The sequence below is a fragment of the Nocardia sp. NPDC058176 genome (genome assembly GCF_042883805.1).
Taxonomy (GTDB): Bacteria; Actinomycetota; Actinomycetes; order Mycobacteriales; family Mycobacteriaceae; genus Nocardia.
Genome location: NZ_JBHVVA010000001.1, coordinates 2,080,824 through 2,107,336, shown reverse-complemented (window position 1 = coordinate 2,107,336; position 26,513 = coordinate 2,080,824). Strand labels below are relative to the sequence as shown.

At 67.4% G+C, this 26,513-nt stretch carries 17 protein-coding genes; 12 read left to right on the top strand and 5 right to left on the bottom strand.

Going from position 1 to position 26,513, the window contains the following annotated elements; genetic code table 11:
* Positions 1–210: 210 nt before the first annotated feature.
* From ACFVVM_RS09815 to ACFVVM_RS09775, 9 genes are all read left to right on the top strand, one after another.
* Entirely contained in the window at positions 211–1,764 is a 1,554-nt protein-coding gene (locus tag ACFVVM_RS09815; protein WP_387615450.1) for an ABC transporter substrate-binding protein, read from the top strand.
* On the top strand, positions 1,761–3,107 hold the full coding sequence (locus ACFVVM_RS09810) for an NtaA/DmoA family FMN-dependent monooxygenase (protein ID WP_387615447.1): 1,347 nt from the start codon (positions 1,761–1,763) through the stop codon (positions 3,105–3,107). The genes ACFVVM_RS09815 and ACFVVM_RS09810 overlap by 4 nt, the downstream gene beginning before the upstream one ends.
* Entirely contained in the window at positions 3,104–4,060 is a 957-nt protein-coding gene (locus ACFVVM_RS09805; protein ID WP_387615444.1) for an ABC transporter permease, read from the top strand. Before ACFVVM_RS09810 ends, ACFVVM_RS09805 begins: the two co-directional genes overlap by 4 nt.
* The gene (locus ACFVVM_RS09800) at positions 4,057–4,908 is read left to right on the top strand and encodes an ABC transporter permease (protein ID WP_387615442.1); all 852 of its coding nucleotides are present in this window, start codon (positions 4,057–4,059) and stop codon (positions 4,906–4,908) included. The genes ACFVVM_RS09805 and ACFVVM_RS09800 overlap by 4 nt, the downstream gene beginning before the upstream one ends.
* Complete coding sequence (locus ACFVVM_RS09795; protein WP_387615440.1) at positions 4,905–6,578, top strand: dipeptide ABC transporter ATP-binding protein; 1,674 nt, start codon at positions 4,905–4,907, stop codon at positions 6,576–6,578. The genes ACFVVM_RS09800 and ACFVVM_RS09795 overlap by 4 nt, the downstream gene beginning before the upstream one ends.
* The gene (locus ACFVVM_RS09790) at positions 6,575–7,786 is read left to right on the top strand and encodes a PLP-dependent aminotransferase family protein (protein WP_387615437.1); all 1,212 of its coding nucleotides are present in this window, start codon (positions 6,575–6,577) and stop codon (positions 7,784–7,786) included. The genes ACFVVM_RS09795 and ACFVVM_RS09790 overlap by 4 nt, the downstream gene beginning before the upstream one ends.
* A 1,234-nt stretch (positions 7,787–9,020) precedes the next feature.
* Positions 9,021–12,731: a CHAT domain-containing protein gene (locus tag ACFVVM_RS09785; protein ID WP_387615435.1), complete on the top strand. Its 3,711-nt coding sequence runs from the start codon at positions 9,021–9,023 to the stop codon at positions 12,729–12,731.
* Between the two features lie 25 nt (positions 12,732–12,756).
* Complete coding sequence (locus tag ACFVVM_RS09780) at positions 12,757–14,787, top strand: CHAT domain-containing protein (RefSeq protein WP_387615433.1); 2,031 nt, start codon at positions 12,757–12,759, stop codon at positions 14,785–14,787.
* A 6-nt stretch (positions 14,788–14,793) separates the two neighbouring features.
* The gene (locus ACFVVM_RS09775; RefSeq protein WP_387615430.1) at positions 14,794–16,311 is read left to right on the top strand and encodes an esterase/lipase family protein; all 1,518 of its coding nucleotides are present in this window, start codon (positions 14,794–14,796) and stop codon (positions 16,309–16,311) included.
* 390 nt (positions 16,312–16,701) lie between these two features.
* Here ACFVVM_RS09775 and ACFVVM_RS09770 read toward each other — a convergent pair whose 3' ends face one another.
* A complete protein-coding gene (locus tag ACFVVM_RS09770; RefSeq protein ID WP_387615428.1) occupies positions 16,702–17,091 on the bottom strand; it encodes a PP2C family protein-serine/threonine phosphatase in 390 nt (129 codons plus the stop codon).
* Positions 17,092–17,490: 399 nt separating this feature from the next.
* Between ACFVVM_RS09770 and ACFVVM_RS09765 the strand changes: the two genes are divergently transcribed.
* Entirely contained in the window at positions 17,491–17,850 is a 360-nt protein-coding gene (locus ACFVVM_RS09765; RefSeq protein ID WP_387615426.1) for a hypothetical protein, read from the top strand.
* Positions 17,851–18,126: 276 nt separating this feature from the next.
* Here ACFVVM_RS09765 and ACFVVM_RS09760 read toward each other — a convergent pair whose 3' ends face one another.
* From ACFVVM_RS09760 to ACFVVM_RS09750, 3 genes are all read right to left on the bottom strand, one after another.
* Entirely contained in the window at positions 18,127–18,825 is a 699-nt protein-coding gene (locus tag ACFVVM_RS09760; RefSeq protein ID WP_387615423.1) for a B3/4 domain-containing protein, read from the bottom strand.
* Between the two features lie 126 nt (positions 18,826–18,951).
* Positions 18,952–19,926 (bottom strand): phenylalanine 4-monooxygenase, encoded by a 975-nt coding sequence (locus ACFVVM_RS09755; protein WP_387615420.1) that lies wholly within the window; start codon positions 19,924–19,926, stop codon positions 18,952–18,954.
* Positions 19,927–20,130: 204 nt separating this feature from the next.
* Positions 20,131–20,667: a hypothetical protein gene (locus ACFVVM_RS09750; protein WP_387615418.1), complete on the bottom strand. Its 537-nt coding sequence runs from the start codon at positions 20,665–20,667 to the stop codon at positions 20,131–20,133.
* Between the two features lie 440 nt (positions 20,668–21,107).
* Between ACFVVM_RS09750 and ACFVVM_RS09745 the strand changes: the two genes are divergently transcribed.
* A complete protein-coding gene (locus ACFVVM_RS09745; RefSeq protein WP_387615416.1) occupies positions 21,108–23,495 on the top strand; it encodes a TIR domain-containing protein in 2,388 nt (795 codons plus the stop codon).
* A gap of 70 nt (positions 23,496–23,565) precedes the next feature.
* The gene (locus tag ACFVVM_RS09740; RefSeq protein WP_387615414.1) at positions 23,566–23,970 is read left to right on the top strand and encodes a hypothetical protein; all 405 of its coding nucleotides are present in this window, start codon (positions 23,566–23,568) and stop codon (positions 23,968–23,970) included.
* Here the strand turns inward: ACFVVM_RS09740 and ACFVVM_RS09735 are convergent.
* A complete protein-coding gene (locus ACFVVM_RS09735; protein ID WP_387615411.1) occupies positions 23,954–26,491 on the bottom strand; it encodes a tetratricopeptide repeat protein in 2,538 nt (845 codons plus the stop codon). The two genes, ACFVVM_RS09740 and ACFVVM_RS09735, sit on opposite strands and share 17 nt — an antisense overlap.
* Positions 26,492–26,513: the final 22 nt, after the last annotated feature.

Sequence of the window (26,513 nt, the reverse complement as noted above, 5' to 3'; positions counted from 1 at the left end):
CATTCGACTAGCGCCGTTGTCGGCGCGAGGTGACTGCCAGCGCCGGTTTCCACCACTGTGCTTGTAATCGGTGCCGAATCGTCGGTGCATCCATGATCCGTTCGGGTCCGAACGGATTTCCCCTCTGCTCGCCTGTGTGAAAGCTGTCGGCTTCCTTGCCGATGGTGTGTGCCTGTGCGAGCGATCGAGTTATCGGAGAATCGAAATTCCATGAGCGTTACCCCTGTCCGCGGCCGCCGCCGCTGGGCCGCGATCTTGGCGATCGGCGCCGTCCTGTTCACCGGGGCGTGCAGTTCGGCCCTCGGCGGCGGCGAGTCCGGCGTCGACGGCGACACGCTGCGCTTGGCGCTGTCGCGGCAGATGACCGGTCTCAACCCGCACAACGGCGGTTCGCCCGACAGTGACGGGTCGGTGAAGGGCAGTGTCTACGAGGCGCTGACCTTCCTCGACCCGAAGACGGGGGAACCCAAGCCGCGCCTGGCGACCGAATGGACCAGCCCCGATCCGCTGCAGTGGCGGTTCACCCTCCGTGAGGGCGTGAAATTCTCCGACGGCACCCCGCTCACCGCCGAGGTGGTGGCCTGGAACTTCGCCGAACTGCTCGACCCGCAGACCAAGAGCCAGCTGGGCGCCCAACTCAAGACCTACACCTCGGCGGTCACCGCGGAGGGTGAGCGGACCGTGGTGTTCCAGCTCAAAGCGCCCGCCATCGATCTGCCGTCGCGACTGTGGAACTTCTATCTCACCACCGAGAAGTTCTGGCAGACCGGCAATCTCAACACCGAGGCGATCGGCACCGGCCCCTACCTGCTGTCCTCGATCGACCTGGAGAACGGCGCGAAGCTGACCGTCAACCCGGACTATTGGGGCACCAAGCCAGCATTCGAGAAGGTCGAGTACAAGATCCTGCCGTCCGAGGCTGCGCGGGTGTCGGCGGTGCAGGCCGGTGAGGTCGACATCGCCCTGAACCTCGACCCGCTGAGCCTGGACCAGTTCGCCAACAACGACAACTACGCGTCGAGCCTGTCGGACAGCAACTGGGTGCAGGTCATCTCGATCAACTCGAACAAGGGCGGCCCGCTCGCCGACGTGCGGGTGCGGCAGGCGCTCAATCACGCGATCGACAAGCAGTCCATCATCGACGGTCTGCTGAAGGGCGCGGTGGAGCCGCTGCCCGGTCAGGTGACGGCCCCGCCGCTCTACGAGCCGAACCCGGCGGTGCGCGCGTTCGACTACAACCCCGACCGGGCCCGGCAGCTGCTCGCCGAAGCCGGATTCCCGAACGTCACCCTCGAACTGGACGTCCCCTCGGGCACCTACGCCGCGGGCGCGGCCATCGCCCAGGCGGTCGCGCAGCAGGCGGCCGCGGTCGGCATCACCATCACCATCACCGAAACCCCCTTCCCGGCCTGGCTCTCGCGCCAGAACCAGCCCAGCGAGCAGGCCGCTGACCTGGTCTACATCGGCTGGGGCGGCCAGTACCGCAACGCCTGGACGGTGTTCGACCCGTTCACCAGCAAGACCCGCTACAAGCAGAGCAACATCACCGACCCGGTGTTCGACGATCTGGTGAACCGCTTGCAGGCCGCCACCGACGCCGCCTCCGCCCGCGCCCTGGCCGACCAGGCCACCCAGCGCTACCACGATCAGGCGCACACCGTGTTCCTGTGGCCCGGCACGTTCTCCTCGCTGATCGACACCGATCTCACCTGGACCCCGCGCACCTACCGGTACCTGTTCGCGCAGGAAGTGGGCAAGAAGTGAGCAAGCGGCAACTGTTCCTCGCCGGCTACATCCTGTTCCCGTCGAATCACTACGTCGGCGCGTGGCGACACCCGTACTCCGAACGCGATTTCAACGACCGCGCCCTCTACGAGGACATCGGCCGCACCCTGGAGCGCGCGAAGTTCGACATGGCGTTCATCCCCGAAACACTCGCCTACAACCCGAATTTCGCCCGCTACGGCCTGAGCAACGGCATCAAGCACGAGCCGACACAGCTGGCGGCGGTGATCGCGGGCGCCACCCGTCACCTCGGAATCGGCGTCACCCTCTCGGCCAGCTACAACGCCCCGTACCATCTGGCCCGCACGCTGGGCAGTCTCGACCAGTTCAGCGGCGGCCGGGTGGCCTGGAACATCATCATGAGCAAGGGAGAGCCGACGCAGGCGAACTTCCCATTCGTGGAGGAGCTCGACCGCGAGGAACTCTACGACCGCGGCGACGAGGTGGTGGAAGCCACGGTCGCGCTGTGGAATTCGTGGTCGCGCGACGCGCTGATCGCGGACAAGGCCACCGGGGTGTTCGTCGACACCGATCAGGTCACCACCCCCGACTATCGCGGCAAGTACGTGCAGGTGCGTGGCCCGCTCACCCTGCCGCCCTCGCCGCAGGACGGCCCGGTGCTGATCCAGGCGGGTGACTCCGCGCGCGGTCGCCGTTTCGGCGCCAAGTGGGCGGAACTGATCTTCGCGATCGAGAACAACGAGGCCGACCTGCGGGCCAAACGCCAGGATCTGCGGCGCCTGGCCGCCGAACAGGGCCGCGACCCCGACAGCGTGAAGCTGATCGCGGCGGTGCAGCCGATCGTGGGGGAGACCACCGAGATCGCCAGGGCCCGTCAGCGTTTCCTGGCCACCCTGATCGACACCGATGCCGCGATCGCGTTCCTCTCGCAGTTCGTGCGCACCGACCTGACCGGACTGGACCCCGAACTGTCGTTCCGGGAGGCGGTGGCCGCCCGCGCCACCGACGCGGCCGCGGGAGTCCGCCTGCTGGACAACCTGACCCGGCTGGCGGCGGGCAACGGCGAGGAACTCGACACCGAACTCGGGCTCGGTGAGGTGGCGCGCATCTTCGGCGCCAGCGAGTTCACCCCGCAGATCGTCGGCACGGGCGCAGAGGTCGCCGATCAGCTCATCCACCTGTTCGAGGCCGAAGCCGTGGACGGGTATGTGCTCTCGCCCACCCATTTCCCCGGCGCGTTCGACGACGTGGCCCGCGCGGTGGTCCCGGAGTTGCAGCGGCGCGGGGTGTTTCGCACCGAGTACGCCGACACGACCCTGCGCGGGAACCTGCTGGGCCGCCCCTACGGTGGTTCGACGTGACCGCCGCCGTCACCGGTCCGGTGCTGCGCCTGCCCGTGGACCTGCGCTACCTGGCCCGGCGGGTGGGCACGGGCGTCGTCGCGGTGTGGGGCGCGATCACCGTGGTGTTCTTCGCCCTGTACGGCAGCGGCAACCCGGCGGTCATGCTGATCGCGCCGGACGCACCGGCCGGGGAACTGGAACGGGTCAGCCGCCTCTACGGCTTCGACCGACCCCTTTACGAACAGTACGTGCGCTTCGTGGGAGCGGTGCTGGGCGGCGAGTTCCCCGATTCGCTGCGCTACAACGCCGATCCGCTGGCCCTGGCGTTGAGCCGCCTCGCCCCGAGCGCCACGCTCGGTGTGGCCGCGCTGCTGTTCGGGGTGCTCGCGGGCGGGCTGATCGGGTATGTCGCCGCGACCAGCAGCCGGCCGCTGTTGCGGCGCCTGCCGGTGTCGCTGGCGACCGTGCTGGACGCGATTCCGGGATTCTTCCTCGCGGTGCTGCTGGTCCTGCTGTTCTCGGTGACCTGGCAGCTGCTGCCCTCGCGGGGCGCGGGCACCCTGGCGCACCTGGTATTGCCCGCGCTGACCCTCGGAACCTTCTTCGTGCCGACCATCGCGCGGGTGTTCCGCACGGCACTGGTGGAGGTGCTCGAGTCCGATCACGTGCGCACGGCCCGCGCGAAGGGCCTGAGCCGACTGCGCCTGACCCTGCGGCACGTGGTGGGCAACTCGCTGGGCTCGACGTTGAACGTCCTCGGCATCCAGGCCGGTGTGTTGCTCGGCGGCGCGGTGGTCACCGAATCCATCTTCTCCTGGCCGGGGGTGGGTCAGCTGTCGATCAACGCCGTGCAGAACCGGGACTATCCGCTGGTCATCGCGTGTGTGCTGGTGATCGCGATCGGGTTCGTGGTGATCAACCTGATCGTGGATGTGCTCGCGGCCGTGTTCGACCCGAGGATCGCGCTGTGAGCGCGCGGACCGGTCGGGTGCCGGTGGCGGGCCTGCTCGGGGCGACCCTGCTCACCGTGCTGGTGGTGGTGTCGGTCGCGGCGCCACTGCTGTCCACCCACGGGCCGCTCGATCAGGATCTCGGCGCGGTGCTGCGGCCGCCGAGCGCCGAACACTGGTTCGGCACCGACGAATTGGGGCGCGACGTGTTCAGCCGCGTCCTGCACGGCGGCCGCGTCGGGTTGGGGGTGACCGCGATCGCCGCCGTCGTCGCCGCGCTGATCGGGCTGGTCCTGGGGTTGGCGGGCGCGCTGTTCGGCGGCTGGGTCGACACGGTGGCCGGGCGGTTGGCGGATGTGCAGCTGGCGATTCCGACGATCGTGCTGGCGCTGGTGATCCTGTCGTTCGTCGGCAACTCGCTGGGCCCGCTGATCGTGGTGCTGGTGTCGGGGTCGTGGGTGCTGACCTTCCGGGTCATCCGCGGGCACGCGCAATCGGTGGTGCACCGCCCGTTCATCGAGGCCGCGCGCTTGTCCGGCGCCGGGCGCCGCGACATCGCGGTGCGGCATCTGCTGCCGAGTGTGCTGCCGCTGTTCACCGTGGCGTTCACCCTCAACGCCTCGGCCATCCTGCTGCTGGAATCCAGCCTCGGTTTCCTCGGACTGGGTGTGCAACCGCCGACGCCGGATTGGGGCTCGATGGTCGCCGCGGGTCAGGCCCGGCTCGACACCGCCGCCTGGGTGGCGCTGTTCCCCGGCGCCGCGCTCGTGCTCGCCATCGTCGGGTTCCAGCTCACCGGCGACGCGCTGGCCGAACGTTTCGCCGCGGGACCGCGGGTCTCCGCCCTCGAGAAGGAGCCGATCTCGTGACAACCCTGCTCCCGGTCGCGCCCGATCGCGACGACACCGCCGCCGACCCCGTCGTGGCGATCACCGACCTCCGGGTCTCGGTGGGCCCGGACCGCCACCGCGTGGTGGACGGGGTGACCCTCGACGTGCGGCCCGGCGAAACCGTCGGCCTGGTCGGCGAATCCGGGTCGGGCAAGACGATGACCGCCCTCGGCATCGCCGACCTGCTGCCGCGCGGCGCGCGGGTCGACTCCGGGTCGGTGCGCCTGGCGGGCGCCGAGCTCCTCGAACTGCCCGCCGGGGAACGACGCCGCGTGCTGGCCGACCGGGTGGGCGTGGTGTTCCAGAACCCCACCGCCTCGCTCAACCCGCGCCTGACCATCGCCACCCAGGTGCTCGAGGCACTGCCGCGCACCCTGCGCGGCCGCCGCGCCCGGCACGCCAGGGCGGCGGAGCTGCTCGGCACGGTCGGGATCGACAAGGTCGGCAAGACCCTAGGCGCGTTCCCGCACGAACTGTCCGGCGGGCTCAATCAGCGGGTCGTGATCGCGCTGGCCCTGGCGCGTGACCCGGCGCTGCTCATCGCCGACGAGCCGACCACCGCGCTGGACGTGAGTGTGCAGGCGCAGGTGCTGGACCTGATCGACCGGCTCAAACACGAACTGGGGCTGGGGGTTCTGCTCGTGAGCCACGACATCGGCGTCATCGGGGACCGCGCCGACCGGGTGCACGTGATGTCGGCGGGGCGGGTCGTGGAGTCCGGGCCGACCCGGCGGGTGCTGGGCCGCCCGCAGCACGAGTACACCCGGGAACTCCTCGCGGCCACGCCCGCGCTGCTGACCCGCGACGCGCGGCCCGCGGTGTCGTCCTCGGACACCGAACCGCTGGTGCGGGTTCGCGACCTGCGGCGCGTGTTCCCGGTCGCGGTGCCCGGCAAGCTGCGCAAGGCCCGCCACATCGCGCTCGACGGGGTCTCCCTCGACGTGCCGCGTGGGGCCGCGATCGGGATCGTCGGCGAATCCGGTTCCGGCAAGACCACTCTCGCCCGGCAGATCGTCGGCCTGGATCGGCCCGACAGCGGTGGCGTCGACTACGACGGCACCGCGCTCACCGGTCTGAACCGGGCCGCGACCAAGCGGTGGCGGCGGGCCGTGCAGTACGTCTTCCAGGACCCCTACGGCGCGCTCGACCCGCGGCTCACCATCGAACAGTCCATCGCCGAACCGCTCGAACTCAACGGTGTCGACCTGCACGGCACCACCGTCGGCGCCCGGGTGCGCCAACTGCTCGAGGAGGTGGAACTGCCTGCCGCGCACGCCACCCGACTCCCGCGCGAACTGTCCGGCGGACAGCTGCAACGCGTCGTCATCGCCCGCGCGCTGGCCAACGATCCCCGGCTCGTCGTCGCCGACGAACCCGTCTCCGCGCTCGACCTGTCGGTCCAGGCGCGCATCCTGCGGCTGCTGGAACGCCTGCGCCGCGAGCGGGGACTCACGCTGCTGCTGATCTCGCACGACCTGGCCGTGGTCCGCTACCTGTGCGACCACGTCGTGGTGCTGGAACGCGGTCGCGTCGTCGAATCCGGTGACACCGAACAGATCTACACCGCCCCCACTCACCCCTACACCCGGGAACTGCTCGCCGCCGTCCCCGGCACCACTCTGCGCACCATCGAAGGAGCAACCCTGTGACTGCCGCCGCGGGCACCGACCTGGCCACCGTCCTGTCCGACCTCGCCACCCGCCGTTCCACCCTCGGCGGATTCGGCCCCGCCCCCACCGGACTCGCCCCCGACGCCATCCGCCTGCTCGGCGGCACCCCCGGCGACGAAGCCCTGCCCACCGAACAGCTCCAGCGGGTGTTCGCCGAAACCCTCGCCGACCCCGCGGTATCCGTTGCTGCCCTGCAGTATTCGACAGCGCCCGGTATCGAACCGCTGCGCGCGTGGATCGCCGCCCACGAAGGCACCGACCCCGATCGGGTACTCGTCACCAATGGCGCCCTGCACGGCCTGAGCCTGCTGTTCAGCGCGGTCCTCGACCCCGGCGACACCGTCGCGGTGGAGAGCCCCACCTTCCCGCTGGCGCTGCGGGTGCTCGGACACCGTGGCGCGCGGGTGGTGCCGGTGCCGGTCACCGCCGACGGCCTCGACCTCGATTCGCTCGAACAGCGGCTGCGCGACGGCCTGCGCATCAAACTGCTCTACCTGATCCCCGACTTCCAGAACCCCACCGGCGCCACCCTGCCCGCAGTCGACCGGGCCCGCGCCGCCGAGCTGGGGGAGCGGTACGGGTTCCTCGTGGTCTCCGACAACCCGTACCGGGACCTGCGCTTCGCCGGTGACCCGGTCGACGACCTGAGCCTGGACAGCGACGCGGTGGTGCGCGTGAACACCTTCTCCAAGACCCTTGGCCCCGGGGTGCGGCTCGGCTGGCTCGTCACCCCGGAATGGTTGCGCCCCAGCCTCACCCAGCTGCGCGCCAACATCGACCAGCACACGTCCCTGCTCACCCAGACCGCCATCGCCCGCCTGCTGCACACCCCCGGCGCGTTCGACGACATCCTCACCCACGCCCGCACCCTCTACTCCGAACGCGCCGCCGCCCTCACCGGCGAACTGCGCGATGCTCTTCCCGGCACCCTCGACATCACCGACGCCGAAGGCGGCATCTTCCTGTGGGCCCGCGCCACCGACCCCGACCTGGACCTGACCGCCGTCCAGACCCGCGCCCGAGCCCTGGGTACCGATTTCTCCCTCGGTCGCTACTTCGACCCCGAAGGCGCGGTCCACTACACCGACCACCTGCGCCTCGGTTTCAGCAACAACACCTCGGCGGACCTGCGGGTGGCGGCCCGCCGCCTGGCGGAGGCGTTCACCGCGTCTCATCGACCGGCGTAGTCGTCTGGCGCGAAGAATTATTGCGGCGAAGCGTTACAAGTGTGGTCAGGACGTCGATCGATGTCGTTTGTCCGCCCCGTTCGGACCGAGCACCCCGCGATCGTGCACTCTCGAGATCGCGAGACGGATCGGAGTCTCGTGTTGCGCGACGTGGTGTGCAGATTCTCGGTCGAGGTGAGGCACGCGTATGTCGGCCGGCGGTAGTACGTTCGCCGTTATGACTCCCTCGAACACGACGCCTACCAGCACAAGTGCGGGCGCCGCTGCCGCAATCGCCGCGCAGGGTTCCTCTGGAGCAACGGGTAGCGGCAGCTCAATCGTGGTACACCGGGCGGTTGGCGGCCAAGGTGGATCAGGCGACGGCGGCGGAGCTGGAGGCTCCAACTACATAGGGACTTTCGGATAGGTCCAGCACCTCGGTTGGCCACCCGTCGTGGTCCAGGTGCCCAGGAGCGCTCCCGGATTGAGGCTCCGGACAGCGCTCGAGTGCTCGTGCCACCCCGAGGGGGAGAGAACCCGTACCCAAATCTGCGATGCTTCAAACATTTCTGGCCCGAACGGTCGATGTCGCGGCATAACCCGGACTACGCTGAGCCAGGCGTGAACGGGGTGACAGGGCCGCTCTCGCACGGGTGGAACGGAACTCGGCGGGAGGAACGAGATGCGAGCGGCCGCACCGGATGAGCGAACAGCGCGAACCATCGATTTTGCCAGGGGACTCACCGCGGGCACCGGCAGACGGCGGTTGATCACGGCGCTGGACGCGAGTGAACCGGGTTGGGATCGCGCGATGGTGCGGTTGGATCCCGAGGCACGAGATTCGCTGTCGGGGCCTGGTTTAGACGATCTCGACGAGCTTGTCGGGTACGCAGGGCGGTTGAGCGCACTGTACGACCTGCCTTATGTCACGCCAGGGATCCTCGCGGTCACCTTGGTGTTGACCACCGATCTGCCTGAGCCCGGCCGGGTTCGCTCCGCGGACGTGATGGCTGAATGCTTCGAGTTGGGCACCCTGGAGAACCTCGCACAGGCATCGCATCAGGCCGAAGAACCTGGATGCGCGGCGTCGCCGCCGACGGGCTCCGCTGGGAGCGTCGAATCCGGCGGTTCCGATCGGGTGCCGCTGATGTTCACGCTGACTGCAGCGCCGCTCGCGCGGACGTGGAGTACGTTGTGCGGCACGCTTTTCGGGCTGCTCCGGTGGGCGTTTCTGGTAATGATGATCCTGGCGGTCTTGACGCCGAAGCACTGGTATCTCGTGCCGGCCGCGGTGCTGGCTGGGGTGGTGATCGCCCGACATCCCTATGATCGTCCGCCACTGCTCGAGCGGCTCGGCGCACAGTGGTCGGGAACACGGGTGACCGTGTGGCCGGTGCAGGCACTGGTCTGCGCGGTCGCGACGTTGTGTGGCAGCGCCGCACTGGCGCTGCTCGTCGCGCTGATGACCATGCTGCTCGAGCTGATGCTGGTGGCGGGTGAATCGGGACGGGCCCGTGGAGTGCGGTTCGAGACAGCACAACCCCATCCGTTCTCGGCGATGGCGACGCGGGTACCACGGCTCGGATTCGTGCTGGACAGCGATCGACACGCGGTCAGGGTCGTGCTCGGCTATCTGTGCGCCCTGACCGGACCGGTGGCCGCGGCGACGGTCGCGCCGGTTTCGTTGCTCGCCGCGGGAGCGCTCTTCCTCATGATCGCGTGTGTCGCGCGGGGGCGATTCGGCGTTGCGGCCGGGCTGTTCGTCGTGCTGGTGATCGTGGGTGTACCCGCGGTGTCGACAGGCACGGCCGTCGTGTTCGGCGCGGCCGGATACGGGGTGGTCCGGTGGCTGCACCGGATACCGGTCGATCGGGTGCCGGTGCCCGCACCCGCGTCGCTACGAGGCGTGCGTCGAATGATCGGCCGAGGTCTCATGTCCGACGCCTCGCGGATGCTCGATGTGACGAACCTCGATCGTGACGAAACGGCGATCGCGGTACTACTGCTGCGCGCCTACGCGCGGATGAAAGAGCAGCGACCGCGCAGTGCACTGGCAGAACTCGACGACCTGCAGAGCGGGAAGCGCACGGCATGGCTGCGGCTGGACGCGCACCAGCGAGCGGTTACAGCGGTGATTGAAGTGAATGCCCGGCTCGACCTGCTGGACGCACCCGGTGCCCGGCTCGCCGGGGAAGGTCTCATCGCCTACCGACAGCTGTCACGCTGTCACCTGCCGCTGTTGCGCGAATGCCTGCTCGCCGAGGCGCGGCTGCTGCGTGAGGATCCCGAGGCGCCGTGCGGTGGTCCCGCCGCACTCGCCCTGGTGGAGCATCTGGTCCGGGCGTTGCCTGCCCATCCGCTGACCGGCGGCACACCGGTGTGTGCGCGGCTCATCGCCGCAGCAGCGGAAACCGCTGCCACCGTGGACAATGCCGCAGCGTGCGCGCTCATGTCGATCACGTTCACCACGGCTGGTTTCGGCGGTTATGGCGACGATCGCGGGTTCTCGCAGCGGTACGATCTGGACGACCTCGCCGTGGACGGCGCGGACCCGCCGACCGAGGACTACCCGATCAGTGAGCGGCAACTCGACGGAGTCCGGGAGCGAGAACTGTTGCTCCTTGCCTGGTGGGCCGGACAGCGCCAGGTGCCGGAGTTCGGTGAGCTGTCCACCGCCCGGTCGCGGCGGATGGCCGCGCTGCTCGATCGCTACGGTGAGACCTTCGGCAAGGTCCACAAGGGTCGGCGGACTCGACTGTCCATGTATGGCAGTTATTTCGAGGGTCTCGCGCTGGTGGACGGTGGTGATCTCGCCAATGGATTCTCCGCACTGTGCCTGTCGGCACTGCAGAATCTTCGGGCCAGGCAGACCCTCGGGCATCCTGTCCTTGCTCGCACCTTCGAGGTGCTCGCCACCCAACATTTCCGCTTCGGCGTCTACGACGTGGCCGCTGACGGCTACTGGAACGCGTATGCGGTGCGACTGGATGGGAAGTCGAGGGAGGCCGAACTGACTCTCGCACGGCTGTGCGTGGCTGCTGTCCGGGCCGATCATCGGGAAGCACTCGGATTCGTCCTGGCCGAACTCGAGGGTAGGGAAACGGAATTCGCGCGGTGTATTCGCGCACTGGGAGTGCTGCTGGCGGATCACGAGGCGGTGCGCCTGGGCGAACTCGACGCCGCACTGACCGGTATGCGCTCGGTGAGCGCGCTCGCCTACGCCTACGCCGTCTCCCCGGTCACCGAGTTGCTGGCGCGTGCGGGCAGATCGGCCGAAGCGCTCGACATCGCTCGCCGGGCGATGACCTGGTGCACGGACCATGAGGTGGCGGACTGGGCACTGGCCGAGGTCCGGATGGTCTTCGCGGAGTTGCTGCTCGACGCGCCGGCGCCGGACCACGAACTCGTGCTCGAGATCGCGCTGAAGGCATGGCAGGCCAAGGACGACAGCCGCTACTCCGGATGCGACGAGGAATTGCGCCGCGCCGCATGGCGGGATTTCGGCCGCGCCCGACGCACCGCGCTCGCCGCGGCGGTGCGGACCGGCCGCGACGATTTGGTCGCCGTGTTGATCGAACGGGCCAGAGTGGACAGCGAGGTCGCGACCTCGCTCGAACGGCAGGAACCGCGGTGGAACGCGACCGCGGAGTACGTGGTCGACAGCGACATCTACTCCGACAGCGAGGCCGCGGAATCTCGAGCGGAGTACGAACCGATCGTGCCACCGATCATCTTCCAGAGCTTGGAGGTCAGCTACAACGCGACCACTGTGCACCGGCCGGGCACTCGCGACACCGGACACACCCCGACCGGACCGCGTGCCGAACCGGAGCACGCGCCGATCCCAGTGGTGGACGACCTGCGGGCCGCGGTGCGCCGGGCAGGAATCGATGTGTGGCTCGGGGTGCATCGCGAAGACGACACGATCTACTGGTCGATGCTCACCGCGGACCAGGCGGCATCGGGGGCGGTCCCCGCCGGGTTGGGTACCGAAATCGATTTCGCGCTCACAGAATTCGACGACGGCGTGCGGCTGCGATCCCAAGATCTGCTCGCAACGGCAGGGTCACCGAACGAGCTCGCCCTGACCGGGCCACTGGCGGCGCTGGTGCCGGACGATGTACGGACGGTGCTCGCCGCTCGTGACTCGTCCGCGGATGTGCCGCGGCTGGCCTTGGCCTTCTCCCCTGAACTCGCGGTGGTCCCGTGGCCAATCCTGCCGATCGCCGGGTCCGGACAGCGGCTGCTGGAATCGTGCTGCCTGCGAATCTGGTGCTCGCAGGGAGTGGAGAGCCGCCGGCCACCGCCTCCCGAACCCGGTGCGCCACTGCCGATCGCGATCTGCTGCGACGATCCGACCGGGACTTTGCAGCCGGGGCAGATGCGCGCTGCGACATCGGCGCACTTCGCGCTCGGGTCCACGAATTCCGGCCAGCTCCAGCGTGCCACCAGGGAAAACGTGGCCGCCGCGCTGACCTGGACCAGGGAGAACCTGCCGCGCTCGCTGGCCTTCTTCCGCTCGCACTCGGTGCAAGGCTACGACGCCGCGCATTCCACGTTGCGCCTCGCGGGCGAGGACGAGATCGTGGCCGCCGAACTACACAGTCGCTACGGCACGGGGGAGCCGTTCATACCGATGCCGGCCCGAGTGATCCTGTCCAGCTGTTCGAGCTCGTCGATGCGCGGACACGGCGGCGCCAGCATCGGCCTGGCGGCGGGCTGTCTCGCCGCGGGTGCGTCGGGGGTTGTGGCAACCGGGGTCGACGTCGACGACGTGGCGTTCACGCTGGACCTGGACGACGAGTTGGTCGCCTACCTGCGGTCCGGCGCCGAACACGACAGGCAGTTGCGCGAATTGCAACTGCGGCTGCTCGCCGAGTGGCGCGACGGCGATCGCCAGCGGAGGTGGCCGAACGAGATCACCGACTCGCATCCGCTGGTGTGGTCCTACTACTGGGCGTTCTGAGAAGAAGCAGGGAACGGAGCCGACCGTGGAACTCGTCGTGGAACTGCTCGTCGCCGCGCGTACCCGGCGTTTGCCGGACTGGGGCACCGCGGCGCGGGCCGAAGAGGAACTGCTCGCCATCGCCGACGAGGTGGACGGAGTGTGCGCGGCGACCTTGCCCGACGACCCCGCGCTCGACCAGCTGTTCCGCGAGGCCCGGACCCGGGCTGGTGCTTCCCGGTACGCGAGGACACGGGCCGCGGAGGTGATCGAGGAAACCGCGCGACGTGACGACGATTTCGCGACAGCGTTGTGGCAGGCGGTCCACCGTGGCCTGGAGCCACTCGATGACACCACCGGTCGTCGCGGCGTCGATGTCTTGTCCAGTGCGGGAGACGTCCGTGATCTGCGGAAGCTGACTCCAGCCGGATGGCTGAACCGGATACGGACCTGGCCGCGCGTGTCCAGGACCATCGAATCGGTGACCGCCGACGACTACGCGCCCTACCCACGCTTGGAGCTTCCGGACGTGATCCTGGCGCACACCACGGTGTCGCTCACCGTGGGGCTGGGCGCGCACTACGACCCGGCGACCACCGTGGCAGGTCCGGTGCGGATCCCGTTCCCGCAGCAGCGGATCGACCTGCGGGTCGACATCCTGGTCGACCCGCGATCGTTCACCCTCGACGCGTCCTCGTCGATCGACCTGCCGGTGACGAGCGCCGACCCGTATCCGTCCCGGACCGTGCGACTGACCGCGCACACCGCAACGGAACTGACACCGGAACGCACCATCCGGCTGATCTACCGACTCGGCGACCGGATCGTGGGACTCGCCTCCCGAACCGTCACCGTTACTGATCGGGCCAGGCTCGGGACTGTTCCGCCGCGCGCCCCACTGCACCGCATGCTGGACCTGCTGCCGCTGCTGGAAAGCGCGCCGCCGGACCTGCTGCTGGTGCTTTTCCGCGCCGACGAACACGCCGAGATCTACGTCTGGGAGGCATACCCGTTCGGCAAGCACGTCACGCTCGCCGACGGCGACCGGCGCGGCGCGATCGATGCGTCGGCGCGCGACCTGGCCACGCGCACGGGTCGACTCACTTCGGCCGCCGACTTCCATGGACTGTCCGCTTACGAGACGATCACCGGGTACGGCGATGTGATCCACTCCGCCATCCCGACCGGCATCCAGACGGTGCTGCGCGATCTGGTCGACGGGCGAGCGGAGCCGCCAACTCTGCTGTTGCTCACCGAAGAGGCGTTCGTGCCATGGGAACTGGCCGTTCTCGACCCGCCCCTGCGCACCCCCTTCGGGGGCGAATCTCCGTTCCTCGGCGCGCACGTCGCGATGTCACGCTGGCCGTTCAGCACCGACGGCGGGAGCCGGGGCGTCAACACCCACCGGCATCTGGTGCATCGTCACGCAGTAGTCGCCGCCGAGTATCCCGAGGCATGGCGAACCCGGTTCCGTGAGTTGCCGCATGCAGTGGCCGAGGCGCGCCGCTTCGCCACGGCCTACGCACCGGTCGTCTCGGTGGAGCCCACTCGTGAGGACATCGTGGCCTGCCTGACCGGGGCACGTCCGGTCGACCTGCTACACCTGGCCATGCACGGTGACTACGACCCGAGCCAACGCGAGGACGGCCTGGTGATTCCGGACCCAAGGACAGAACGCACCGTGTTCCTGAATTCGCTGGCAGTGCGCGGACTACGAAACAATGTCACCTCGCCGTTCGTATTCCTCAATGCCTGTCTACTCGCGGCTGCCGACCAGATACTCGGCAGTTACGCCGGATTCGCCGCCGCCGTACTGCGTACGGGCGCAGTGGGGGTGGTGGCACCGATCTGGAGCGTCGACGACGCCGACGCCGCCCGGATCGCCGAATGGTTCTACCAGCACGCCTATGGCGAGCAATCGGTACCCGTCGCCGAACTACTACGCCGTATGCGGGCCGAGTACACCAGGGCAGCGGTCACCGCCGCAGGCGATAGGTCCACGCCCACCGAGATCGCCTACCAGGCGTTCGGTCATCCTCGCCTCACCCTTCTGCGCACCATCACCCCCGAAAGGTAGCGAACTGTGCCCGAGGAAACTTCGCTCGATCCGTCCGGTAGTCCCGTCGAGATCCGCGGCTCGACGACCCTGCGCACGCCCGGCCTGATCGGTCGCGCGAGGGTGTCGGGCGATGCCGGCGTCGCGGCCGCGGCATTGTGGCCGGGATTCGAGGAATCGTTGCGGCGCAACGAGATCGAGGCCGAACTGGCCATCGAGATCCACGATGCGCGGGAGCTGACACCGGCGGCGGGCTCCCGGGGCACAGGTGGCGCCGACGACATCGAAGTGCGGGCTGCCGATCTCGGACCGGGTTGGGCCCAGGTGCTGCTCTACCAATCCGAGGACGGTGCGCTGTCCTGGCATTTCCCGGAACGCGTAGTGGGATCCCAGACCAGGTCGGGCGCAGGTGAGGTCACCTTCCGGGTACCGAAGGCCGTGGTCCCGCCAACCCCGGGCGATGTCCCAGGATCCCGCGGGCTGGCGGGTGCGATCGGTGTGAAACTGTTGGAGATCTTTGCCTTCCGTCTCGTTCGCACGGCGGCAGGCTGGGTTGGCGCGCGATTCGCCGAAGCACTGGAGAAGCAATATCGCCCCCATCGACCGCGCTCCTTCACCCCGGACGATTTCAACACACCCCGTACTGCCGAGCTCGAAACCGAGCAACTGCGCAGGCTCGGTGCGGGCCGCGCACTGCTGGTCGTCCACGGAACCCTCAGCACCACCCATACCGCATTCGGTCGGCTACCGGTGGAGACCGTCCGTACCCTCGACGCCGCCTACGGCGGACGAATGCTGGCGTTCGATCACCCCACCGCCTCCCGGACCCCCGAGCAGAACATCCGATGGTTCACCGACTATCTCCGTGCGCGCGGCGCCGCCCTCGATGTCGACGTACTGTGTCACTCCCGCGGGGGGCTCATCGCCCGGATGGCGTGCGAGCGTCCGGACCTGGCGGGCACCACCGATGTACTGCGGGTCGGGTCGGTGGTGCTGGTCGGCACCCCGAATGCGGGCACCGCGCTGGCCGACGTCGAACGCCTCGAGCAGCTGGTCAACCGTTTCACCGCCCTGTTGCGGCTACTGCCCGACAACGCGGTCACCGATGTCCTGGACATCGTGCTGGCGCTGGTCAAACAGATAGCCGTCGGTGTCAGCGACGGCGTGGACGGGCTGACATCGATGAACCCGCGAGGTGAGTTTCTCACCCGGACATTGACCGGTTCCGCGAGCACCACTGCCCGGTACTTCGCCGCGGCCGCGAACTACGACCCGCCGTCCGGCTCGTCGCTGTCCCGGATCGTCGGTGACGGCGCCGTCGATTTCGTGTTCGGCCGGGAGGACAATGATCTGGTGGTGCCGACCGTCGGCGCATTGGCCGAGTCCGGGCTGTCGTTGCCGATCCAGGAACGGCTGCGTTTCGATATCGCGCACGCCGTCGATCATTTCGGGTACTTCGCCCGCCCGGAGTTGTCGGAGGCGCTCGGTCGGTGGTTGCCGGGAGAGCAGGACGTACAAGCGGTGCTGTCCTTGAGTCATCCGTAGGCGGCGATGCCGGTCACAGCCCGACAATGTGTGCGGGTGGTACTCGCTGGCAACCTGGGTATCGTGCGCGATCGATCCGGTCAGCGAATGGCCGAAGGAGACGGATTCATGAATAGCCCGATGGCACTGCCCGCCGGCTTGCCCGCCCCCGACGATGACGGTGCTGCCGACCACCGCCTGTGCCTGCCCTGCCAGTCAGGGTCGGCGAGCGCCATCGGGACAATCGGACGCTTGTCAAAATTCTGAAAGGCAGATTCACTCGAGGAATGCGGGCGGACCCTGCGGGAGTCGCGCATGTCAGTCATGCCCCAGCCGGGCATGACCCGCACCTGGCCACGTCGCTATCGCTACGGATTCGCGCTTTTCGGCCGGGGCACCGCTGGCGACAACTTACAAACTGAACCTGTTCCGCACCCAGGCGGCATGACCATCGCGGATTACCGATGGGTCCACGAAAATGGACCCGCGACAGCGGCCGGAGATGAACCACACCGTGGTGGTGTCCGCGGAGAACGGAGCGGCCGCACGTGCACCGGTATGAACGCCACGCAAGTGCCAACTGGGATTCTCGGTGCCCTTCGCCGTTTCGCCGTTGTGCAGCGCAGGCTCGACCAGTTGATCGGCCCACTGGTCCACCGTGCCTGCGCGCAGCACGTCCGCGATGCGGTCTTCGGTGACCACGTCGGACAATCCGTCGGAGCACAGCAGGAATCGATGGCCGGGTGCGGCGCGCCCGGACACGAGAGTTGGGGTGAGCGGTTCGCCGGTGAGCGCTCGCATGATCAGGGATCGGCCAGGGTGGCTTCGGGCCTGCTCGGTGGTGATGTGGCTGGCGTCGACGAGACCCTGGAGGAAGGTGCCGTCGTGAGTGATCTGGGACAGCTCACCGGCGCGCAACAGGTAGGCGCGGGAGTCCCCGACGTAGGCTGGGCCGAAGGTGGTGCCGTCGAAGGCCTACGGGTGCGGACTGCTGACCTCGGCACCGCTGGGCGGGAAGGAATGAGGACACCAGCGGCTGGACTGCTACCGGTCAGCTCGATATTGATTGCCGTGGATTTGCCTGACATGTAACGGTCGGCTGTGTGGCTCGGATGTACCGCGGAGTATTCGAAACTACGGACGAGGTGAGCGCAGATGCATCGAGCGGTCGGAGCTTCGGCGTTGTTGGGGGTTGCGGGTGTGTTCGCCGGGATCGCGGTGGTGTCGGGAGGGGCAGCGGCAGCGCAGGCTCCCTATCCGGCGGAAACGCGATTGCAGGTGCCCGGGCTGATCGTTGCGGCCAACCCCGCGAACGGGGCCGCGCTGGTGCAGCCGATGGTGTCGCACGGGCGCGGTGCGATCTATCCGGTGCCAGCGGGCAACGAGTATGTCTACACCTGGCAGAACCTGTCGACCGGTGCGTCGGGAACAGTCACCGGCTGGTCTGGGGATCGGGTGGAAATCGTCACCGGGGCGGGCCAGGTGGTGGTCACGGCTTCGCTGCCCGGTGTCGGCGGTTTCCAGACTCCGAGTATCGGAACCTTCTACGTCGCAGCCTGACCGGTGATCGATTCGGCGGCGGGTGGTCAGCGCGAGCGGCGGCTTCGTTCCCTGTGGCGCCGCCGCCCGCGCAACCGATTCAGCGGAACCGGCCCGCTACGCCGAGACTTCCTCGGCCACAACGTCCTGCGGGCTCGGACGGACTTTCGAGGCGTTGGTTCGTCGGCGATACCGCTGGACGCAGATGCCGTGTCGAGAGCGAAGGGATCATCCATTCCCGGAGCATGCATTCACCAATGCAGGGTTCGGTAGTCGTGCGATCTCGTCGCATCCGCGTCATTGCACGGTGAACGTTGGATTGTTCTTGTCCAGGACCCCGGTCGAGATATCGGGCGCGCCGCAGAATTCCCTGATCAGGTCGACGGCCTCCGACATCGCCGCGCGGAGCTGGTTGTCCGTGGTCGATCCCAGGCAGTCGATGTTCAGTTCGAAATTCTCGGTCTCCGGTCTGATGATCGTGTGCGCACCTTGCCGCCACGCCCAGCGCCGAGTGGCGACCTGGCTGTCGTCGACGAAGACCACCTCGCCCGCCTCGGGGTGTTCGACGGTGCCTTCCTTCGTGAAGGGCACGAAGGTCTCGTCGCCGACGGCCCGTGTCAGCAGGAGTTCACGTTTCACGTCGTCGAGCGAATGCGCCCCGCACGGAACGAGGTGGCGAAGGGACAGCACGGTTCCGATGTCGACGACAGTGGAGATCGCCGGGAGAGGGTTTCCGGCCAGCGTTCGGCGTATCAGCGCTTCGCCTGCCGCGCGGAACTTTCCGGGATCGGCTCCGAAGGATTTGAAGGCACTCCGCCAATCGACGATCTGTGCGATCTGAGCCAACGTCGCGATGTCGAGCGAACCCCGGACCTGTTGCTCTGCCGCGCGCAGCCTGCGGACCAGTCCGGGAGCAGATGGGTCGTTCCGGACTTTCCGCGCGACTACAACACCACGTCGGAAATCTGGCTGCAAATCGAAGACCGAAGTGTCCACGCGTACTTCCGTCGCGTTCCCGAGGAGGTTGTGTACCACCGTCGAATTCCACCTTTCTGTTGTCGAGCTCTTGTTTATTGGGAGTGCTGCTGACCCGAGAGCGGAACTGCGGCTGGGCGTTCGTATCTAACTGCCGAGCAGAGAGACATCGGCGCAGAAATTCGTCACGAACGACATCAGTTCATCGAGGGATTCCGTAAAGAACAGCACTGGTTGATAGTCATGTGTTCCGTACTCCTGCTCGACCATGGCATCGACGTCGGCGGGGCGCATGATCGCGTTCTGGAACTCATCGAGCTCCCCGTATGAGGAGAGCAGGCTGGCGCCGCATGCGAGAATTTCTCCGCTGTGGGAAATCACGCCGTACTCCATCGTGTACCAGAAGACGCGGGACAGGACGCGCAGTGCGGACTGATTCATTGTCAGGCGCTTCGCGGTCAGGCCGAAGATTCGGTACATCTCGGCGAATTCATCGCTGGCGAGCATGGTGCCGTGCCCGATGATTTCGTGCGCCATGTCGGGCTCGGGGGAGAACAGCGGCTGCGAATGGTGGCGGACGAATTGTGTCGCTTGAAAGACGCCGTCCGCCAGTGGCGAGTAGAACTCGTTCAGTGGCACTATGCCCGCGGCAGGCGAGAATTCGAATCCAGTCAGTGGACGCAGGACCTCGGAGACTTCACGCATCTGAGGTATGCGGTCCGCGGGCAGGTTCAACCGGTCGGCGGACCGCAGGAGCTCGGGGTGCACCTTTCGCTGATGGCGTTCGGTCAGCGCGGAATACATCGTCCGCCAGCACTTCTCGGAGCTTTCAGAGTACCGGATGTCCGGTGCGGGATCTCCCCACCTGTGGTGTGCCGCAGCACGCGCGACCGCATCACGCTCACTTCGGTAAGCGGGGTCACCGATCCCGGGATGGTCGGCCGGCAGTATCGTCCGCACCGAACCGTCGTCGTCTACGACGACACGCGCGTACCGCGTTGCTTCCGTAAACACTCTTGCTGTCCCCTCACGGTGTATTCGCGGCCGTACTGCGTGTGGGCGGAAAGTAATCCACCGGTCGACAGCGGGACTACGCCCGGACTCATTCAGTCCAACAGCCATTGCTTGCCAATATCCGAACGTGGCGTTTCTCGGGGCCGAGCAACGTTCGGCCACCCCGAAGGCGGATGAACTCCAGCGGACACGTTCTTGGTCCGTTCTATCCCGTCATCCTGTTGTCGGGGGCTGGCGACGGTTTACCGATCGCGGCGACGGACTATCTGCCGCATCGACGCCCGAACAGATTGGAACTCTGGTCGCAGAGGTTCAACGGACCGATTCGACAACAGCAACCACCACGCCCAGCAGGGAGATCCCGAGGTGCACCGCTATCCAGAGATGGTCCAGCCGGATGCGAGACATCAGCGGATAACTGCCTTCGTGCTGTCGTCGATTGGCCGCCCAATCGTCCTCGAGCAACAGGTCGGGATACAGGCCATCCAACCGGCGGCGAAGGAGCTGGGCGGCGTCCATGTGCATCTTGAAGCGCTCGTAGTACTTCGCCGAGATCAGCGCACCGAAGAGTCCCAGCAACGCGACCGCGATCCCCACCGCCGCCGTGATCGGGCTGGAGCCCGGCTGCGCTGCCACGTAACCCAGCCCGCCGGACGCTCCGATGACAATCACCGCTGTCATCACCGCACGGTGGTTCTCGGACTGCCTTCCCTGTGTGCGCTGCTCCTGCCACAGCCGCAGCAAGATCGCGACATCGTTGTCCTGCGAGCTGGACCTCGACCGAGTCGGTCCCCGATCCGCGGCCAACGGCGGAGGATCCGTCCGGCGCTCCATCGCGGCGTCGCTCACCGCCATCGTGGACGGGCGACTTGCCCACTGTGACAGCTGATCCTGGGCGTTCTCCCACCTGATCAGCCACTCCCCGACATCGCCTCGGCAGGCCTTGACGAAGGCTTCCGTGGTCTCCCATGTCGGGAGATGGTCGCCGCCAGCCGCTTCCGAGAGGGCGGTCCGGGAACGACCGGAGATGCGGGCCATCTGAAGGTACTTCGGGTTCCCTGCCTCCGAGCGCAACTTCCGCAGTTCAACTGCGAAGGCTTGGATCGGACCCGATGACGGATCCAGCAACCGCTCTGGGCGAGGCATGGCATCGTCTCCATCGGTAAGGGACCAACGTCCATGGTACCCAGCGGTTTCGCGCTCTCCGACGCGAGCGCTACTACGATTGCGTCCTGGCGCAATCGAGACCGATTCGCCGAGCATGTTCCCGTCGACGTTGCGAGGTGTCCGTGACGAATCCGCCGCCGGCCTCCCTGGAGAGTTTCTATCACGTCTTTCTGTGCTACAAGTTCGAGGACTTCGCCGCGGCCGACGCACTTCGCGCCGAGCTCGTCGCACGCGGCCTACGGGTGTTCCTGGATGTCGTCACAGGCGAGGACTGGGCCCCGTTGTCATCATCGATCGCTGCGGCATTGGCGAGCTCGCGCACACTCGTCGCGTTGATGACGAAGAATTTCGCGCTCAGTCCGCACTGCCGTGAGGAATTGCATGTCGCGTTGCTGGCTGCGGACCACCTCGATGGCGGCGACACTTCGCGGGTGATGGCGATCGTGCAAGGAATTGATGTCGATGACGTCCGCCCAAAGCAGCTCACCGCTCCTCGGCTTCCGTTCGGGGGACTGCCACCTGCGGCCATGGTCGAGAAGATCATCACCAATGTGCGCTCGCGAACGGGGGTATTCGGGGACGCACCCATGGAGATGCCACGCCTGACGTGGTATCCGCGCGAGCGCCCGACCGAGCGATTCTTTCGTGGGCGGTATGCGGAATTGTGGGAGATCCATTCGGGACTGCGTGCGCGAGAGCGCAATCGGGATCGCGGGCTACCTGTGGTATCGGTGACCGGTGCGGGCGGTCTGGGAAAGACCTCGATGTGCTTGCACTACGCGCGCGTGTTCGGGCGAGATCATCCCGGCGGCGTATTCGTGCTCGATTTCGGTGGTAGCGCCGACCAGGGTGGTGCCTCGTTCCCGTATGCGTTGCGAAGCCGTTTCGAAGAGCATTTGGTCATGATCGCCGAAAGGCTGGACGTAGCGGGGCCGGGCGAGGTCGCAGCGGGTCTCGAAGCACTGGGTCTGCCCTACCTGTGGATTCTCGATGACATTCCTACGGGAGCATCTCCGGAAGATGTGATCTCGCTGTGTGCACCCACCGGAGCGGGCCGAACGCTGATCACCACACGCAATCCCGAACGATTCGCATCCGCCACCGTAGCGCTGGGACCACTCGACCCTGACTCGGCTGCAGGAATACTCACGGCCTATCGTCCCCCCACGGCTGCGGAATCGAGCGATGTCCGCACGATCGTGTCGATGCTGGGTCAGCATCCTCTTGGTCTAACGATCGCCGCGGGTCTGACCACCACGGCGGATTTCACCGGATACGCGGATCTGCTCACCCTGTTGACCGCGTCTGTGCCCGACGAACTCGAAATGGCCCAGTCGACACCGGGGCTGCCCGCCGGCTGCGCTGTCCCGTTCAGTCGGGTCCTGCTGCGTTCCTTCCGTTCACTGGACAAGGCTGGGCGCGATGTGGTGCTCGGGGCGAGCACGCTCGCATCGGCGCCGATTTCACACGCCCTACTCACCTCGATCGTCTCGTCGGTGGCGGGCACCGACGACCAGCTTCTCCTCGCGGGGATCAACTCGGCGTCCGCGCGGGGGTTGCTCGAGGCGGAAGAGTCGAGGTACCGAATGCACGCACTCATCACGCGTGCGGTCCGATTGCTGGTTGGAACAGCCGGCCGCCAGAAGTTTCGCGACGCGGCGGCGGCCGAACTCACTGCCGCAGTGGAGAGCACCCACGAGCGCGGACGGCATCCGCACGTTCGGGAGTACCTGCCGCACGTTCGTGCCGTGGTGGGCGTTGAGCTCGTCGGCGATCGCTGGCCGGTGGGGGAGAAGGAACGGAACCTCCTCAACGAAGCGGGACGAGTCCACATCGATCTCGACCGGCGAGCGCTCGAGGTCTACCAACTGCTCTACGACTCCTGCCCGATCGAAACGGTCGGCGCGTACACGCATTGCGTCGCTCTCAACGGACTGGCGGTCGCTCACGAATTCGCCGGTGAGTATGCAGCGGCGGCGCCTCTCAAGGAACGTGTGGTCGACCTGCTGCGCGCCGAATGCGGTGAGTACGAGCCGGAAACCCTGACCGTGACGAACAATCTCGCTGTCCTGCAATACAAGATGGGGAACCACTGTGCTGCCTACAACACTCAGGTGCGCGTCTACCGGGGCCGACGGATCCACCGGAGCATGGGTCCCACGCATCGGGAGACGGTGGTTGCCTGGAACAACCTCGCGGTATTCCGCGGCCGACTCGGCGACTCACCCGGTCAGCAGAGCTTCCACCGACGTGTCGCGCACCGCATGTGGAATCTTGCCTGCAACCGTTGGCCAACCATCGCTCGCCCCGATGATCGGGATGCCCTGGACGCACTGCAGGGATTGGGACTGAGCCATCGCGCGCTGGGCGACCACTGGGCGGCACTGCCGATGCTCACCGAGGTCTACCAGCGGCGCACACAGACGCTGGGATCCGAGCACCCCGATACCATGGACGCTCTGGAGAACATGCTGATCGTGCAGGAGGAACTGAATGAACGGCGGGGATGACAGTTTCGAGGCGCTGTTGTCTCGACGGCTGCACCATCAGGGTCCTGATCATCCTGACACCAGGCAAACGATGGCCAATCTCCTTCGGGGACGCACCCGCGATCTCACGGGCGCCGATCGAGAGACCGCTGATCGGCCGGGCGGAGCCGAAACGGCCGCGGAAGTGCGCCTCGACGGCGACGCGGTGGACGACGAGATCGACTTGGTCGAATCCGCGTTGGCGATGCACGAGCATCTGGTCGGGGCCTACGGGAACGACGATCCGCGTACCTTGGTCGGGCGCAGCTATCTGGCGTACGCGCTGGCCTTCGCCGACCATCTCGACGGGCAGCTCGAATCCGCGGAAGTGCTGGCCAGAGACGCGTACGAGGGGCTCGCGGATGCCACCGAGACGGGGGAAGCCGGATCGCACGATGCGCGGACAGCGGAGCTCATCCACCGGTGGATCGCCGATCGTGTCAGTCGGCCCGAGTAGTCCCGGCTCCCGGTTCCGAAAGACTCGCCAAGGCGGCGCGAACCTCCGCTGTCCGGGGCGAGCCCATGCTCTCCAATATTGCCGAAGCCTCCCTCCACAGGTCTTTCGCCTGTGCGGCACAGCCCCGCGACTTCGCGACGGTTCCCAAGCCGTGCAGTGCCACCGCCGTCTCGTACCGACCACCTGAGCGTGTATCGGAGTCGATCGCGTCGCGGAACGCCGCTTCGGCCGCTGCGGTTCTCTCGGCGCGTATGTGCAGCCACCCGAGTCCGTTCGCCGCTCTCGCGGCATCCATGTGCATGTTCAACTCGCGCGCGATGATTCGAGACTGTTCGAGGTGCTCGGCAGCGCGAACCCATTGCTCCATGGCGGACTCCGAGATACCAAGACCCCGGAGCGTGATCGCTACGTTCCGGCGGGTCCCTACCGCGAGGTACGTCTCCAGCGCGGCTGAATCGAGCCGGATCGCTTCGGCGAACTCCCCGCGACGTCGACACACAGCAGCCTCGTGCGCCAAGGTGCCGGCGAATCCACGGATGTCGCCCTGCTCGTCGAAGAGTTCGCGTGCGATCCGAAACTGCGCCAGTGCAGCGTCGTCATCACCCTGCTTGTGCCAAGCCACTCCGAGGTTGGCACGACTCATCGCTTCGCCGAGCCGATCGCCCGATCGCACCGTGGCCCGCACGGCTTGCTCGTGGCTGGACACCCACTCGAAGAGGCGCAGGGTTCTGAAGAAGTAGCCGCGCAGCAGAAATGCCAGCCGCCAGCGCGCCGAGTCCAGGGCAGGCAGGTCCAGCTCGCAGAGCGCGACCATCGTCGCCTGCTCAGACTCCAGCCACGACAGCGCCTCCTCGAATGTGTGCAAGGGCGTCGCCTCGACGCTGGTCGCCGACAACTCGATGCGGTACCGGAGCGGCTCGAGCAGTTCGTCGGCCCTGCGCGTCGTGTGCAAGTAGTAATCGAAGAGTCGCGCCAGCGCCGCGTCGGCGGAGTCGCGTGATTCCGCACCGAGTTCAGCCGCGTAGCAGTGCACGAGGTCGTGTAGCTCGACGCGACGGGAATCGGTCAGAGTGACCAGGTGAGCGCGGTCGAGTGCGCGTATCTGCCGCGCTGCGGTCACACGGTCCACGCCGGCCACGGCGGCGACGGCATCGATGTGAACACCGGTGCCGGGGATCAGACCGAGTGATCCGAACATCCTCGCCACGTCGTCGCGCAACTGGTGGTGGGACCACGAGACGATCGTGCGCGGGTCTGATCCGGGATCGTCGTGCTCCAGAACGCTGAGTCGACGGCTGTCGTCGGCCAACTCGGTCGCGAACGACGACATCGGTAGGGCGGGGCGCCCTTTGAGCGTCTGCGCGACGATTTGCAGTGTCAGCGGTAGTCCGGCGCAGAGCGAGATCAACGTCGACGCTGACTCCTCGGCATCTGCCCGCGCGCCGAGCGAGTTCCGAAGCAAGCTCATCGACTCGTCGTCGGACAGGTAGGGCACCTCGACGATCTCGGCGCCGTAACGGACAGCCAAGCCCGTCAGGATGTGTCTGCTGGTCACCAGCACCGCGCAGGAATTCGAGGCGGGCAGCAGCGGGCGGACCTGGTCTTCGTCACGAACGTTGTCCAGGACCACCAGGACCCGGCGGTCGTCGAGCAAGGTCCGCAACAGTGCCGAACGGCTGTCCACATCGTCGGGGACCGTGGCCGGATCGATTCCGAGCGCACGCAGCCAACCTGGTAGGACCACCTCGGGATGCACAGGCCCACCGACACTCCAGCCTCGAAGATCGGCGTAGAGGATCCCGTCCGAGAAGCTGGCACTTCGCAGCCCGGCCCACCGCACTGCCAATGCGGTCTTACCCACCCCGGGCCGGCCGGTGATCACCGCCATCGCGACGCCCGCGTCGCGGGGCCGCACCAGCAACTCGTCCAGCAGCGCGAGTTGCTCGTCGCGGCCGACGAAATCCCGGACGCTCGGGGGCAACTGCTGCGGCACCGAACGGCTGGCCGCCCGACGTTCCCGCGGTGGGTCGGGGTCGGAGCGCCCGCATTCAGCGAGAACCTTCGAGTAGAGCGCTTCCCAGTCGTCGACTTTCGTCACCGCCGGGGGTGCCTCGACCAGTACGGCGCGCATCGCGGGCCAAGTGGCCTGGCGATCAGGGATCGCGCGCCCTCGTTTGGCGTCATACCACACGCTCTTACTGATGCCACTGCGATCCGCGGCGGCCCGATCGCCGCCGAAATGGCGCACCGCGCGTTCGATCGCCGCGTGGAAGCGGGCGCGAGCGTCGCCTCCCCGACCCACCACGTCACCTCCGAGCATCGATCCGCCGCCGGACACGATCACCGGACGAGCCGGCGGCTCACCTGTACGAGCCGGGTTGTCCGGCACGGGAAGGCGCCGGACACCGTTGCCGGACATCAGGCGGTGAAACGAGTCTACGTTCATGACGAACCCCACCATTCCGACCCTGGCGAAGCCCTCGTACGAATCTTCGGTGAGCGGACCCACCACGACGCCCATGCCGGCCCGGCCGGATATCGAC